Annotated in this window: 13 protein-coding genes; 4 read left to right on the top strand and 9 right to left on the bottom strand. The window is 40.1% G+C overall.

Annotation, left to right across the window (positions count from 1 at the left end; genetic code table 11):
- Positions 1-13: 13 nt before the first annotated feature.
- From ADA01nite_RS08200 to ADA01nite_RS08180, 5 genes are all read right to left on the bottom strand, one after another.
- Entirely contained in the window at positions 14-1357 is a 1344-nt protein-coding gene (locus ADA01nite_RS08200; RefSeq protein ID WP_146809463.1) for a nucleotide sugar dehydrogenase, read from the bottom strand.
- A gap of 5 nt (positions 1358-1362) precedes the next feature.
- On the bottom strand, positions 1363-2421 hold the full coding sequence (locus ADA01nite_RS08195; protein WP_146809512.1) for a DegT/DnrJ/EryC1/StrS family aminotransferase: 1059 nt from the start codon (positions 2419-2421) through the stop codon (positions 1363-1365).
- A 90-nt stretch (positions 2422-2511) separates the two neighbouring features.
- Positions 2512-3540: a Gfo/Idh/MocA family protein gene (locus tag ADA01nite_RS08190; protein ID WP_146809462.1), complete on the bottom strand. Its 1029-nt coding sequence runs from the start codon at positions 3538-3540 to the stop codon at positions 2512-2514.
- A 9-nt stretch (positions 3541-3549) separates the two neighbouring features.
- A complete protein-coding gene (locus tag ADA01nite_RS08185) occupies positions 3550-4998 on the bottom strand; it encodes a tyrosine-protein kinase domain-containing protein (RefSeq protein WP_146809461.1) in 1449 nt (482 codons plus the stop codon).
- Between the two features lie 9 nt (positions 4999-5007).
- On the bottom strand, positions 5008-6141 hold the full coding sequence (locus tag ADA01nite_RS08180; protein ID WP_246147263.1) for a glycosyltransferase family 4 protein: 1134 nt from the start codon (positions 6139-6141) through the stop codon (positions 5008-5010).
- 735 nt (positions 6142-6876) lie between these two features.
- Between ADA01nite_RS08180 and ADA01nite_RS08175 the strand changes: the two genes are divergently transcribed.
- From ADA01nite_RS08175 to ADA01nite_RS08160, 4 genes are all read left to right on the top strand, one after another.
- Positions 6877-8772, top strand: a complete 1896-nt coding sequence (locus ADA01nite_RS08175) for a polysaccharide biosynthesis protein (RefSeq protein ID WP_146809459.1) — start codon at positions 6877-6879, stop codon at positions 8770-8772.
- 17 nt (positions 8773-8789) lie between these two features.
- Positions 8790-9944, top strand: coding sequence for a DegT/DnrJ/EryC1/StrS family aminotransferase (locus ADA01nite_RS08170; RefSeq protein WP_146809458.1), 1155 nt, complete (start codon positions 8790-8792; stop codon positions 9942-9944).
- 91 nt (positions 9945-10035) lie between these two features.
- Entirely contained in the window at positions 10036-10656 is a 621-nt protein-coding gene (locus ADA01nite_RS08165; protein ID WP_146809457.1) for a sugar transferase, read from the top strand.
- 80 nt (positions 10657-10736) lie between these two features.
- Positions 10737-11207 (top strand): type II secretion system protein, encoded by a 471-nt coding sequence (locus tag ADA01nite_RS08160; protein WP_146809456.1) that lies wholly within the window; start codon positions 10737-10739, stop codon positions 11205-11207.
- A gap of 339 nt (positions 11208-11546) precedes the next feature.
- Here ADA01nite_RS08160 and ADA01nite_RS08155 read toward each other — a convergent pair whose 3' ends face one another.
- From ADA01nite_RS08155 to ADA01nite_RS08140, 4 genes are all read right to left on the bottom strand, one after another.
- On the bottom strand, positions 11547-12587 hold the full coding sequence (locus ADA01nite_RS08155) for a phage tailspike polysaccharide lyase family protein (RefSeq protein ID WP_146809455.1): 1041 nt from the start codon (positions 12585-12587) through the stop codon (positions 11547-11549).
- Positions 12514-13284, bottom strand: coding sequence for a glycosyl hydrolase family 28-related protein (locus ADA01nite_RS08150; protein WP_170230199.1), 771 nt, complete (start codon positions 13282-13284; stop codon positions 12514-12516). Before ADA01nite_RS08150 ends, ADA01nite_RS08155 begins: the two co-directional genes overlap by 74 nt.
- Positions 13285-13575: 291 nt before the next feature.
- A complete protein-coding gene (locus ADA01nite_RS08145; protein ID WP_371863546.1) occupies positions 13576-13965 on the bottom strand; it encodes a carboxymuconolactone decarboxylase family protein in 390 nt (129 codons plus the stop codon).
- A 37-nt stretch (positions 13966-14002) separates the two neighbouring features.
- Complete coding sequence (locus ADA01nite_RS08140) at positions 14003-15643, bottom strand: thiamine pyrophosphate-binding protein (protein ID WP_146809453.1); 1641 nt, start codon at positions 15641-15643, stop codon at positions 14003-14005.
- Positions 15644-15669 lie beyond the last annotated feature (26 nt).

The raw sequence follows: 15669 nt of genomic DNA, 5'->3' as shown, positions 1-15669 counted from the left end.
TGCCTGTAAACATCTATAATTGATAATAATTATTAAGCTGAACATGATTTTTGATTGCATTTCTTGTATCAAAAAGGAGCTTCGCCGAACAACTGATAGTTTCATAGTCAAAAGCGGAATGATCTGTGGTAATGACCACGAGGTCTGCTTTGCTTAATATTTCAGGGGTTGGTTCTACTGAGTCGTACTGAATCCCCTTTATTTTGAATGACGGTATATAAGGATCGCTGCATACTACATACGCCCCTCGCCGCTCTAACATTTCAATGATTTTTAGGGTAGGCGACTCCCGATAGTCATCAATATCTTTTTTGTAGGCAACTCCCAGAAGGTGGATCATTGAACCTTTTATTGGCCGGGCTCTTTCATTCAGTATAGAGGAGATCCGCTCCACAACAAACTCAGGCATACTATTGTTAATTTCTCCAGCGATCTCAATCAATCGAGTATGATAATTAAATTTTCTCGCCTTCCATGTTAAATAAAATGGATCAATAGGAATACAATGTCCACCCAGACCAGGTCCAGGGTAAAAAGGCATAAACCCATATGGTTTCGACTTTGCCGCTTCAATCACTTCCCATACATTAATCCCCATTTTGTTACATAGGATTGCCATTTCGTTTGCTAATGCAATGTTAATATTTCGAAAGGTATTTTCATAAATTTTCTCCATCTCTGCAACCGCAGGACTAGAAACCTCGTGCACCTCACTCTCTAATACAGCACGATACATAGCTGAAGCTACCATGGTGCAGGATTTCGTAATACCCCCAACCACTTTGGGCGTATTTTTGGTGTTAAAGTGTTTGTTGCCAGGGTCTACCCGTTCAGGAGAATAGGCAAGAAAAAAGTCCTGACCGCAAACAAGTTTTGTTTCCTCCAAAATCGGCTTAACCAATTCTTCTGTAGTCCCGGGATACGTTGTACTTTCAAGTACGACGAGCATCCCTTTTTTTAGAAACCGTGCAATTTCCCTTGCTGATGACTCTACATAACTCGTATCCGGCTGACGGTATTCATCCAGAGGGGTCGGCACACAAATAGCAACCGCATCTACATTTTGAATAAACGAATAATCGGAGGTTGCCCGCAATTTTCCGCTATTTACAATTTCCCTCAAATCTTCGTCAACCACATCACCAATGTAGTTCACTCCCTGATTCACCATATCGACTTTTGCAGCCTGCACATCAAAACCGATTACATTAAAACCGGCTTTTGCTTTTTCCACAGCAAGAGGAAGACCAACATAGCCTAATCCAACAACGCCAATTGACGCATCTTTACACTTAAATTTTTCAATCAACCGTTCTGCAAAAATGGGCGGTGGAACAACGGTTTCGATATCACTCATCTGTTTCACCCTTTACTTTGAAAAAAATGTCTAATGACAGAAATAACATAATCTTGATCTTCTTCAGTCAGCTCTGGATACAGCGGAATTGCCATTGTTGTAATTGCTGCTTTTTCTGATTCAGGCAAACTCCCCGTCGTATAACACAGGTGATGGTATACCTTCTGAAGGTGAAGAGGAACAGGGTAATAAATACCTGTTGCAATTCCGTGCTCCCTCAAAAATGCCGTCAACTCATCACGATGCTCGGTTCCCACAACATATAAATGGTAGACAGAATAATAATCAGATTTTACGCCGGGCAGCTTTAATGGCAAATCCTTGAATGCTTCCGTATACACTTCCGCTTTCTTTCGTCTTTGCTTATTCCACTCATCAATATACGCAAGTTTCACAGTCAGCATCGCCGCTTGCAGTTCATCTAGTCTGCTATTGTAGCCGATTAATGAATGATGGTATTTGAGTACGCTGCCATGTACTCTTAATAGTCTAATTTTATTGGCGATGGTTTCGTCATCCGTTACCATCATGCCACCGTCACCGTAGCCACCCAGATTTTTCGTCGGAAAAAATGAAAAACATCCCGCTATGCCCATCGATCCGATTTTCTTGTCCTTGTATGCGGAACCAATGGCTTGACAGGCATCTTCGATTATGTAGAGTTCATATTGATCTGCTATTGCTCCTACTTCATCCATGTCCGCAGGCATTCCAAAAAGATGAACAGGTATAATTGCCTTTGTTTTCTTGGTTATCCGCTTCTCAATGAGAGAAGGATTTATATTGAACGTCTCTGGGTCAATATCAACAAACACCGGGGTTGCCCCTACCCGTGATATCGCTTCAGATGTAGAAAAAAATGTGAAAGGAGTGGTTATTACCTCATCACCAGGGCCAATTCCAAGCGAATCAAGCGTTAATACAAGTGCATCCGTACCGCTCGCTAAAGCAACAGCATATTTTGTCCCTACATATTCAGCGAATGCGCGCTCAAATAGCTGAACCTTCTGCCCCATCACATAGCTACCACTACTCATAACCTCTTCAATTGACTGATGCAGCATTTCTCTCAAATCAAAATATTGTTGTTTCAAATCCAGCAAGGGAATTTTTTTATCTATTTCATTCTTTACGCTCACCGCTATTCACCTTCATTAAGGATTCATTATGGCCCTGGAATCTCGTTCTGCTGCTTCATAGATGGACAAAACCAGTTGAACTACATTTTTTCCGTCTGCTCCTGATACAAGCGGCTGTCTGTCTTGCCTAATTGCCTCAATCATATCTGCAATAATTGCCTGATGTCCGGAAACTCCATACGGCTCCTCGTTAATACGTTTTACTAATTTACTTGATGCATCAGCGGTACATTCTTCAAAAGCCCAGTGTTTAATCCAGTTGGCTGTTGTCCCACCCACAATAGCTGTACCTTTTTCTCCAAAGATACTAATTGATTCCTCCAGACTGCGGGGATATACTGTCGTCGTTGCTTCAATCATGCCCAACGTCCCATCTTCAAATTGTAATAAAGCCAAAGCGACATCCTCTGTCTCAATATGCCGAATGCGTGTATCCATTAGCGCTTGCACTTTTTTAACAGGCCCTATCAACCAAAGTAACAGATCAAGGTTATGGATAGCCTGATTCATAAGAACTCCACCGTCAAGTGCTCTTGTTCCACGCCATGCTGCTTGATTGTAATAATTCTGATCACGATTCCAACGGACAGCAGCATGAACATAACTTAGTTTTCCAAACCATCCTGAATCCAGTGCTTTCTTCATTTCCTGTATGGCTGGACGAAACCGATTAGGGTGGACGACCGCCAGTTTTACATTATAGTGCTTGCATGCATTGATGATTTCATCCGCATCCGCTACCGTCATGGCAATCGGTTTTTCTACAATCACATGCTTTTTAGCCTGTGCTGCTCTCACTGCTGCTCCTTTATGTAGACCGCTAGGCGTACAGACATTAACTACGTCAATACAACTTTCCTTTGCCAGCAATTCCTCGAGTGAAGAATATCCCTTCACTCCGTAAATTGCCTGGAATTCCAAGAGACGGTCTGGATTCGTATCGCAAATTGCCGTTATTTCCGCATCCTTAATATTTCGGATACTTTCTATATGTTTTTTTGCAATATGTCCACATCCGATGATGGCAAAGTGGATATTACCCATGTAACCACCTCAATCATAATAATATCGGTCAATATTTGTTTTCGGGTCTACCAATATAACTCCTACTAACCTTGCTTCCACTTTTTCTAAAAGCTGCTTTGCTTTTAGAGCCGTGGCTTTACTCGTTATTCCGGCTACCACCACAAGTAATACGCCATCAACCTGTGCTGCCAATACTTGACCGTCTGTAACAGTACAAATAGGTGGAGTATCTATTAAAATGAATTCGTATTCTTTCTTTAAGTATTCTAATGTTGTAAGTAGGTGTTGAGAGCATAATAAGTCTGCCGGATTATGTGAAATCGGCCCCGATGCAAGCAAATCCAGACCACTTACAAAAGTCTTCTGTATCATCTGATCAATGTCTACCGGTATATGAAGAAGGTTGCTTAATCCAAAGGAATTATCCAATCGGAAAAATGTATGTGTATTTGGAGTACGCATATCCGCATCGATTAGTAATACCTTTTTTCCGGTTAATGCTAAGCTAATCGCCAAATTCGCACTGGTGGTCGGCTTACCTTTACCTGGACCGGAGTTTGTTATGATAAATGTTTTGCACTTTCTGTTTGTATTGCTAAGGATGATGTTAGTGCGTAATGTTCGGTAAGCCTCTGCTATAAAGGTGGCAGGTTCTATAATGGAATCCAACCTTTTAAAGCGAATCACTTCTTTTTTCCTTCTTTTTGCCGACTCCACACGGCTTACTGCAAATTCGTTCCCTGCAAGGACTACTTGATTGGCAAGATCTAGTGTAAAACTATCTTCATTATCGGATAATGCTGGTATTTTACCTAATACAGGCAACCCTAGAATTCTCTCAATTTCTTTTTCCCGGCGTAAAAATTTATTAAAACGGTCACAGAGAAACACGATTACCAGGCTTCCCAAAAAACCAACCATCATGGCAATGGCCGTGTTCATGAGTGGCTTAGGCTTGACAGGAATGGGGCTGGAGGGCACTTTTGCAACTGCCAGTATTTGTACATTGTCTACTTTCATAATGGAGGTAATCTCTGATTGAAAGACAACAGCAATAGTATTGGCGATTTCTACTGCTCTCTCTGGCCTCGTGTCAGAAACCTCTATAGAAATGACTTGTGAATTTTTCACCCGGCTTATGACCACTTGCTGATTTAAAGCAGCAGATGAGGGAAGCTTAATACGTTCCTTAACGATTTCCAAAATCCGTGGACTTTTTATAATAACACTGTAGGTTTCAACCAGCTTTAGGTCTCGATCAATGTCAGAGCTGATGTATCGACCGTTAAATGCGTTTTCCGAATTATTCACCAGTATTTGTGAAGAAGCTTTATATACTGGAACAGAATAGTATTTGCTGATGACGAACGCAACAATACCTGCAAAGACCGTCATGAAAAGAATCAACCAGAAGTGCCTGCGGATGCCAATAAGAAGTTCATTAATATCAATAGTTACTTGCTCCCCTATTCTCATCCTCCTCCCCTAAACATTTGTACGAAATGAATATTCTTGGTCAATTATCTCTGTATAAAGTCGAAGTAGCTTTTTCATATCCGCTTCCCAATTAAATTGTTTTTCCACCGCTTTCCTACCATTCTCCCCCATACGGGCAGCATGCAGAGGATTATTGATCATCCATATGATTGCATCTGCGATTTCTCTGGGGTCTTCTGGGTTAACACAAATCCCGCACTCATACTCCTCAATGACGGCCTTTAGTAAGGGGAGATTGGAAGCAATAACAGGTATTCCAGCAGACATATATTCAAATATTTTTGTCGGCATTGACACCAAATGATGCGGAACCGGCTGGAAAATTACCAACCCCGCAACCGCCTTTGCCAAAACTTGCTTGACCTCTTGTCGGTCAATTTGACCGAGCTCTTTCACTTGTTTCCATCCTGCTTGTAAGACAATCTCCCTCCGCAAATGCTGCGGGGAGAAACGTCCGGCAATGTAAAGCGTTGCATCGGTAAGTGAAATGGCTTCAATCATCTCATTAATACCTCTTGCCTGAGATATAGCGCCAATATAGCAGACTGCTTTTTCTTTCTCTCTTTCACTCTCGATCGTGATATGCAACTCTTTCAACAGCGGATAATTATTAACATTGATAGTTAAACAACCGATTTTACGCATTCTTTCCTCTACAGCTGGGTGGACAGCAATCACAGCACTCAAACGCTTAGCAATCAAATGTTCCACTTTCATGAATAACCAAGAGACTCCTCTTCGAAGAGGCCTGGGAATCCAATGCTTTTCCATAATTTGTTTCGGTACATCCTCATGACAGTCATAGATTACCGGTTTGCCTGATAACCGTAATAGAAGTCCGATAGGGAGAAGCTCAGGATCGTGAAAATGGTAGATATCGGCCTCGATTTTTCTGACTGTTTGATATGCCCTCCATGATGTCTGCATCATTCGCATTAGCCTGTTGCCTTTTGTTCCCCTAATCCCATGCAGGTAAACCCCGTTTAGAAGAGTGTCCGGCGCGTTTACCGCGGCTAAATGGGTTTCATATCCTGCTGCAGCCAGTGAACAGCATTCTTTTATAAAAATTCGCGTATCGGTGTATGGGTGAACAGTCGTAAAATGGCAAACCTTCATAATCATAACTCCCATTATCCAAGCGTTACTTTTGTATAGTAGATCAGACATGGATACCTTACTGGTTCCGCGATTCAATATTTTGAATGGCATGCAGCAAATCTTTATAGTTGATGGTATTTTTCATGCGGGTAAAAATTTCCGGGATGTCTGGGGCCATCTTGGGGGTTTTAATGATTCCTTATTTGCTATAATTGTAAATTACATGGTAATCAATTAAGTTCAGAATTATTTATAATATATGAATATTAAATCGGTTACCCGTTATTTTATTTAAGATAATATCTTCAAAACACTTCTCATATTTCCACATAAATGTTTTTAATTTCCATGAACATATGCAACATTATAGTTCAAATATCATTTGATTTCAATAAAAATAATCAATAATTACAGGTAAAAAGAATTAAAATAAATAACACAAAATAAATCTTTTTAACTAATAAAAACATGCTAAATAGGCTATATAAGAAGATATTCTGATATATCCTCTAAAATTTTATCTTAATTTTGTTTTAGCAACTTTTAATCGATTATTCACCTTGACTAGATACTTTTTACTATATCAATACATTTTATAGTTTTTTTATACAAACATTTTTAAAAAAAGAAAAATATGGTATAATAATTTAGTATAAAAGACATAGGTATTCAATATTTCTGATTTTGAACTTGTATTTTCTGCATTTTTAACCCAGGACTATTTTCTCAGGAGGAGATAAAATATGCGGGAGGAGTAAGATGAATTTGTTGCATCGTCAAATCTCTAAGATTTTTTTAATTTTTGGGGATTGTATATTAATTACGGGAAGTATATTAGTAGCTTATGCCCTGCGTTTTGAGTTTCAAATTCCGTCAGAACATTGGACTACGGTTCTTTATATGATTGGCGGTATGATTATTTTCCAATGGGTTTCTTTTGCATATTTTAATATTTATCGTCGGGTATGGCGCTATGCCAGCATCGGCGAATTGTATTCTATATTTAAATCTATTTTTATAGGCACAATTTGTTTTGTATTAATGAATGAGATTTTTATTAAAAAAAATATATCGATTTCTTCATATATATTGTCATTTATGCTGTGTTTACTTACTTTTGGCGCATCACGTTTTATGGGGAGAATGTATGGAGATGCATACGTTCCCTCGAAAAAAAGGGAGCCTGCGGCTAACCGAGCCCTTATTGTTGGGGCGGGAAGTGCGGGAAGATTTGTACTTCAAGAATTAAAACAAGCAGCGAACAGTGATATCTATCCAGTTGCTTTTATTGATGATGATCCATTCAAAAAGAATTTGCAGATTAATGGTCTAACAATACTAGGAGGAAGAGAAAAAATTAAGGAATCTGTGGAGAAATATAATATTTCCACTCTTATTATCGCAATGCCTTCGGTTCCTAAATCCGAAATTAAAAAAATTATAGATATTTGTAAGGAAACTGCATGCTATGTTAAAATTCTCCCCAGTATCTCTGATATGGTTAGCGGAAAAATATCAATACAGACCATTCGAGACATTGATGTAGAAGACTTATTGGGACGGGAACCGGTCTCCATAGATTTGGGCGGAATTGCCAGCTATATTTCGGACAGAGTCATTCTGGTAACAGGGGCAGGAGGCTCCATCGGTTCAGAACTTTGTAGACAAATTGTTCAATTTAAACCAAGTAAACTGTTACTGCTCGGTCATGGCGAAAATAGCATTTATAAGATTTATCAAGACTTGTTAGAAAGAAAATGCAACATACATTTGGTACCTATTATTGCAGACATTCAGGATAAGAAGTGTATGGAAAAACTATTTGCTTCCTATTCTCCGCAGGTCGTATTTCATGCTGCTGCTCACAAACATGTTCCCCTAATGGAGCTTTATCCTGCTGAAGCGATTAAGAACAATGTGTTCGGTACAAAAAATATAGCGGAAATGGCTGATAAATATAAAGTTGAACGATTTGTTATGGTGTCCTCTGATAAAGCCGTAAATCCTACTAGTATTATGGGAGTGACAAAACGGGTGGCGGAAATGGTTATTCAGGGCATTAATAATCAGAGTGAAACAAATTTTTCCATTGTACGATTTGGAAATGTACTGGGAAGCAGGGGAAGTGTAATCCCCCTCTTTAAAAGACAAATCGCTAACGGAGGACCTGTAACGGTAACACATCCGGAAATGGTTCGATATTTCATGACAATTCCAGAAGCTGCCCAACTTGTTATTCAAGCCGGAGCGTTTTCAAAAAGCGGCGAACTCTTCTTGCTTGATATGGGTTCACCAGTAAAAATAGATCAATTAGCAAGGGACTTGATTCGTTTATCCGGTTTTGAACCTGATAAAGACATTGAGATTGTATATACAGGTATTCGTCCAGGGGAGAAATTGTATGAAGAACTTCTTACTTCACAAGAAGGGACCAGAGCAACCCAGCATAACCGGATTTTTATCGCTCAACCCGAATTGTTTTTAAAACAAGAAATTGATTTTTATATAAAACAATTAGAGGAAGCAATAAGTTCCAATTCCGAAGAAATACGAATGACTTTAAAGACGATTGTTCCAAATTTTCAGTGGAAAGTAAACGAAAAAGAACAGAAGGATGTTCAGTGTGTTCAGAAATATCAATTAATTAACAAATAAACTAGAGGAAAAGAGATATGAGAAAAAAGATTTATCTTTCACCTCCACACATGGGGAACTATGAATTACATTACATAAAGCAGGCATTTGATGAAAACTGGATTGCTCCGGTAGGCCCCCATATTACTGCGTTTGAAAACGAGTTAGCTGAATACGTAGGGGCAAATGGAGCGGTTGCACTGAGTTCAGGTACTGCAGCTATACATCTAGCTCTTCGATTGTTAGACGTCAAAGCAGGAGACATTATATTTTGCTCTTCTCTTACTTTTATTGCCAGCGTAAGCCCTGTGATATATCAGGGGGCTACTCCTGTTTTCATAGATTCTGAGCCACAAAGCTGGAACATGTCACCTAGGGCTCTTCAATATGCATTGGAAGAAGCAGAAAAGAAAGGAAAGCTACCCAAAGCGGTAATTGTGGTAAATCTTTACGGCCAGAGCGCGGATATGGATCCAATTCTTGAATTATGTGATCACTATGATATTCCAATTATTGAAGATGCAGCCGAATCATTAGGAGCTATATATAAAGGACGCTCAAGTGGAACGTTCGGCGAATTTGGAATTTACTCTTTCAATGGAAATAAAATTATTACAACCTCGGGTGGTGGAATGCTTGTATCCAAGAATTTAGAGGCCTTAGAACAAGCAAGATTTTTGGCTACACAAGCACGCGATCCAGCTTTGCATTATCAGCACAGCGTATTAGGATATAATTACCGTATGAGTAATATATTAGCTGGTATTGGTAGAGGCCAATTGCTCGTATTGAATGAGTATATATCCAAAAGAAGAAAGATTTTTGAGCGTTATTACGAAGCCTTATACTCAATTGAAGGTATATCTTTTATGCCTGAAGTTGATGGAGGACGTTCAACACGTTGGTTAACCGCGATGACAATTGACCCGGATATAAGTCCGGTATCCGCAGCCCAACTTGTAGAAGAACTCAACAACAATGGTATTGAATCAAGACCTATATGGAAGCCGCTTCATATGCAGCCGATATTCCGGGATAAAACTTTTTATCCCCATAGCGAGAAAGAAAAAATATCTGAGTCTTTATTTGCCACCGGTCTTTGTCTTCCGTCTGGTTCAAATTTGTCGTACGAGGATCAAGGGTACATTATTAATTGCATAAAGAAGAGATTGGCTCAAAAAAGGAAAATATAAAAGGAAAGATTTTTGTTTCACGTGCACTGGTTCATTATGCGAAAGAATATTTCCAACGAGGGGAAGAAGGAGTGTAGGGGAGAGGAGTAGCATGTTGCAAATAAAAGCTAAATATGCAACCGATCGTGCGATAGCCTGTATTTTACTGATTGTCTTAATGCCGTTATTTCTCATCATCGCCCTGCTTATAAAAATCGATTCGCCAGGTCCCATTATTTTCAAACAGGAAAGGGTAGGATATAAAAAGAAATTATTTACCATTTATAAATTTAGGACGATGATACATAATGTCAGACATAATAGTGAATCTGACTTTAATGTATATGAAGGGGATACAAGGATTACGAATATAGGTAAAATATTAAGGAAATGGAGTTTGGATGAAATTCCTCAATTCTTCAATATTGTTAAAGGGGATATGAGTTTTATCGGCCCAAGGCCTACTTTGTTATATCAAGTTGAAAAATACACTGATGAACAAATACGCAGACTGAATATGAAACCCGGTATTACAGGATATGCACAGGTTCACGGGAGGAATTCCATTAATTGGGATGAACGGATACGACTAGATATTTACTATATAGAAAATTATTCAATATGGCTAGATTTCATTATTACTTTAAAAACAATATGGCTGCTTGCTTTTCCTCAGGGTATCTATACAAAAAATTATTCGGATAATACATTAAGTAGCGAACAGAAAGATTGAAACTTCATATTACGTTGTACTTGCTGTTAAATATCAACAAGATATACAAATTAATACTAAAATGGTCTTGGTGATCTTTTATGGGAATATTAAAAAATCAAAAGGGACTTACCCTAATTGAACTCCTTACCACAATCGTAATTTTAGGAATCATTTTTGCAATTGCTATTCCAGTAGTCGGAAATATTATCGACAATGCAAAAAAGGATGCCATAATCGCGAGTGCTAAACAAGTGGCCGCTGCAGCAAAACAATATATAGCAACTGAAAATCCTAAATTTGAAGTAGCATGGCCTACAGTACAAAAGTGTCAACTAAACTTAGATGATCTTACTTCTGCTGGTTATCTAGACAAATTAATTTCTCCCTCCAATAAAAATCCTTATCATTCAACGTCCTACATTACAATTTACAAATATAATGATGGAAGATATGTATACTGTGTACAGCTTATCTCATCTAGAAGTAATGGAACGAGTGGATATCGATATTTTGCTACTGCAAAAAATGTAGATACTTATACAAGAGATGATGTTTTATTAAAAGAGTAAATTATCTTGAAGCTGGTATTCTCACAAATAGACCCAGGATCATCTAATCAGATCTTGGAAACAAACACCCTTATTCATCGCGGAATAAAAAAGGCCTGGCAAATCTATTCGCATCGAAACCATTCGCGTGATTTTAGAGGAAGCCAACATTACCTACCAGCACACAAAAACCTGGAAAGAATCGAACGATCCAAATTTTACAGCTAAAAAACGAATCCAGCAACTTTGGAGTTGTAATGAATATATTCAGTGAGCTTGGCATTAAGCATAGGTAAAATAAAGAGAGGCCGGATGAGAATATATCATCTGGCCTGTAGTATTCTTGGATAAAATCAAACATTATGAAGGAGTATTTATGTAAGCGTTATTCTCCAACTGTACACGAGGAACATTATAGGTCCGAACCCCATTCTTATAACCCCAGTTGCCGAGAGTGCTATTCCTAACTATTACGCTATCCGCATACTGAAAGCAATTATAGGAACCCAGATTTGCAGGACCCTGAAGGTTAGAACCGTCAATAGCAATCTGGCTGAAATTAATCAGCAGCATACCATACTCAGCCGCTTTCTCCGTGCTGATCTTAGTATTAGAAATCGTAACGCTTCCCGAGAAAGGGGATACCTGAGAGAAAATCCCTTTGTTATAGAGGGACTTATACGTTCCCTCGTCAATCTCCATATTCTCGACTGCAATGGTCGTTCCCTCCTGAGCACGTATGGAGATGGCGCTGTCTTTAGTAGACACGACATCGTTATTCTTAATGGTTACATTTTTAATTTTAGTATTTACTGCTGTTTTCATGCGGGGTTTAATACCTATTCCCGCCAAATCGGAACAAATTGTGTTTCCTTCGATAATGAACTCTTTCACTTCGAGGGAAGACAGGTATGTCTCAAGTAAACTTCCGTAACTGGGTGATGTAATCCTGTTATTACGAAACACCAGATGCTCTAAATGCCAGTTTTGCTTCACGATGATTCCCGGATAATCGGTTCTTAATTCAATGTCGTTATCCTCATAAACAAGATGGTCTCCGACGGTAGAAACGCCATTAAGAATACGATTTTCAGACACTGTGATATATTCCACGTTTTCGTGCGTGTTAAAAGCACCCACCCGGGAGTCGGTATAGTTATCGATAACATTATTTGTAATTAAAATGTCTCGTACCGGTTCCTGACCTCCGAGAGAAATTCCGTGTCTTCCGCCGTGCAGCCAGCTATTCCGGACGGTTAGGTGCTGGGAGGAAGCGATAGATAGTCCGTAGCTTGTTCCTCTTCCCTCGTACCAACAATCACTGGCTTCAATGTTTTCGATCGTCCCGCCGTATATAAGATACTCCGATGCCTCTCTCACGTGCTCCGAATACTTCGACATTGCTGAGATATACATTCCTGGCGTAATTTATGGTAAGTCCGGCATGGTTGGAATCGCGTATAATTTTCAGCCCTGTTATGCTTATCTTTGGCATATTCAGTTTGTAGATGACGGTAGATGAGGAGCGGTAAGCGTCAAACAATCCGTTTTTAAAAGTCATCTCACTTCCGGATACAGATTCTACTTCTGCCATTTCCCCGCGGTAATAGTAGTTACGCACGGGATTGAACAGCTCGTTCGAACGAAACAAAACAATATCCCCGGGTTTTACGGAAAGCGCTGCCTGAATCGTTTTCTTATTCTTAACTGCGTCAGCAAGCAGTGGTGCTGATTTCTCTCTAGTTCCCTCAATATTAAATAAATATTGTTTTGTAGACTGTTTCCCGTCAAGCACGGTGCCCTGCTCGCCTGTGATTGAAATTGGGTGAGTTACAGCCACGTTGACAGAAGTAAGCTTATAGGTGCCTTCCGGAATATGGACGATACCGCCTCCTGCATTATCCACTGTTCGTATCGCATCCATAATTGCCTGAGAGTCGTCGATTTCATCATCCGCTTTAGCTCCAAATTTGCTGATATCTACGTATTTTTCCTTCATATCTACAGTATTCCGCACATCCGACTCTAACTCCTTTTGAAGAAAAATGACAGTAACCACAAAAAGTGCGGTGAGCGTGAAAAATAATAGCCTCTTCATGAGGTTCCCCCTAAGACTCTGCATACCTATTGTCCTATCTATCGGTATGACAAAATAAAATTTCTTAAGATAACAAGCTCTCCATGTAACCGTGTATATTTTGCTCTTGATTTTAGCTCAGCTAAAACTAGCATAAGGTGATGTTTGTCTACTTTTACTGTAAATATCTTTAGCTGTTTTTGCTCATTTATAGCTTATTACCCATTTTTTTGTAATTATTCAGATAAATGATTTTTTATTAAAAAATAAAAACAGGCCGGATGACATCTCATCATCCAGCCTGTCTTTATTTTATCTATGCTTAATGCCAAGCTCATTGAATATATTCATCACAACTCCCAAAGCACCCAGGGCTTTTGGAAATCCAGCGTAAGGTACACAATGCATGACGGCTTCCACAATCTCTTTTGGTGTAAGGCCTGCTTTAAGAGCGCCATGAATATGAAACGACAGTTGGGATTCCGCTCCCTGCGTAATAAGAGAAGCGATTGTGATAAGCTCCCGCTGTTTAAGATCAAGCCCGGGGCGGGAATAAATATCACCGAAAGCAAATTCCACAATCATATTAGAAAAATCCGGATCGAATTTCTTAACGTGCTCTACTGTCTGAGAAAGGATTTCCTCACTTACCATCTTTCTCAGTGTTTCCATACCAGCTTCATAACGTGCAGAAGACATCATTGATTTACCTCTCATTTCCTTAATAGAATGCGGCAGGTTAGGCCATCGTTAGCAATCTTGTCAAAATTGGCGGGACTTCCATTGGATTCACCATAATCTCAATCACAGTCGGACCGTTCGCTTTCAAAGCCGAAGCGATCGCTTCCCGAATATCGTTTTCTGTATGGCAGCAAGCAGCGTAAGCGCCCATAGATTGAGCAAACTTGCTTACATTCAAAGGAACATCATAGACGGCTCCCACCGAGCGGCCCGTATTGTACGACATCCCTTTATCCACCATATCAAGCCGGCCGTTATTCAATACAATAAATAAAACAGGAATCCGATGGTTCACCGCTGTAGAAATCTCCGTTCCATGCATCATCATGCATCCATCGCCCGTTATACAAGCAATCACTTTCTCTGGCGCTGCCATTTTTGCCCCAATGGCATAGCCAATGGCATGTCCCATTGCCAGGAACACCTCATCCAAATAAAACGTTCCCGGTTTATAGATATCGTAGTGGCGCACCGCGTAGAACGTATGACTGCCGGCGTCCCCAAACAAAACCGCGTCTTCCGGCAATGAAGAGCGAAGCGATTTTATCGCCTGAACAGCAGACAATAAACCGGCACTCTTTGCATTCATGTTCTCTATTTCTATTACAGGAACATCATCGTCATCGCGGGAAGAAGCCCCCGCCTTCTCTATTACTTGCCGCAAGTTTTGTCGAATATCACCAAGCACAGGATAGGTAGGAACGGGAATTGATTTTCCTATAAACGTAAGGTCCTGTTCAAACTGCACCACTTTCTCGGGATACATTTCCTTATCAAATCCCGATAAGTCCATATCACATAATCTCGAACCGACAACAACCATTACATCGACACCGGAGCGCAAGTAGTTGGACGCCTTTTCCGTACCGCCAAGCCCAAATCCCCCCAGGCACAGAGGATGGAATGTTGGAAAGGCCCCTTTTCCTCCGGGCGCCGTAATCACAGGAATTCGCCAATGCTCAGCCAAAATACGTACTTCTTCATAAGCTTCCGCTGCCACGGTCCCTTTCCCAATAAAAAGCACAGGCTTCCTTGCTTCATTTAACAGGGAAATCACCTGTTCCAGTCCGGAAGATATCACGGAAGAAACGTGATTAGGTAAAGGGAGTAAAAAAGTTTCAATCTCTTCCATCAATACATCAAAAGGGATGCACAGATGAACAGGTCCCTTTGTGCCTGTCCACGCTTTCTCTAAGGCATGGTGAAGATAACTGTGCAGAAGATCGCCACGCGACACAAATCCGCTGAAATTTGTAACCGGTTCAAACATTTTCACAAGATCCACTCCGAAATGACTCGAATCCTGGCCTAATGCCTGGCCTGTCTCCTGCATGGAAGGATGCCCTGTAATGAATAATACCGGAATCTCATGCTCTTTCGCCTGGGCGGCGGCAGTGAGAAAATTCGTTCCACCAGGCCCTGACGTTCCAATCGCGATACCTACCGTTTTTTTCATTAGCGCATACCCTGCCGCCTCGAAACCTGCCCCCGCTTCATGTCGACTCAGCACATATTCAATGCCCTTACTGTTGACTTCCAGCATAAGCGGAGAAATCGACTTTCCCGGGATTCCAAAAACATGCTCTACGCCCCACTCTCTAAAATTCTCTACCAGGACAGTGTATACTTTCTTTTTCATGCTACTCTTCCCCTTTTTGTATTAAC

Origin of the sequence: Aneurinibacillus danicus (assembly GCF_007991215.1) — a bacterium.
In the GTDB taxonomy this organism is placed as follows: Bacteria; Bacillota; Bacilli; order Aneurinibacillales; family Aneurinibacillaceae; genus Aneurinibacillus; species Aneurinibacillus danicus.
The sequence above is the reverse complement of the archived record's forward strand: the minus strand, read 5'-3'. Positions and strand labels throughout refer to the sequence as shown.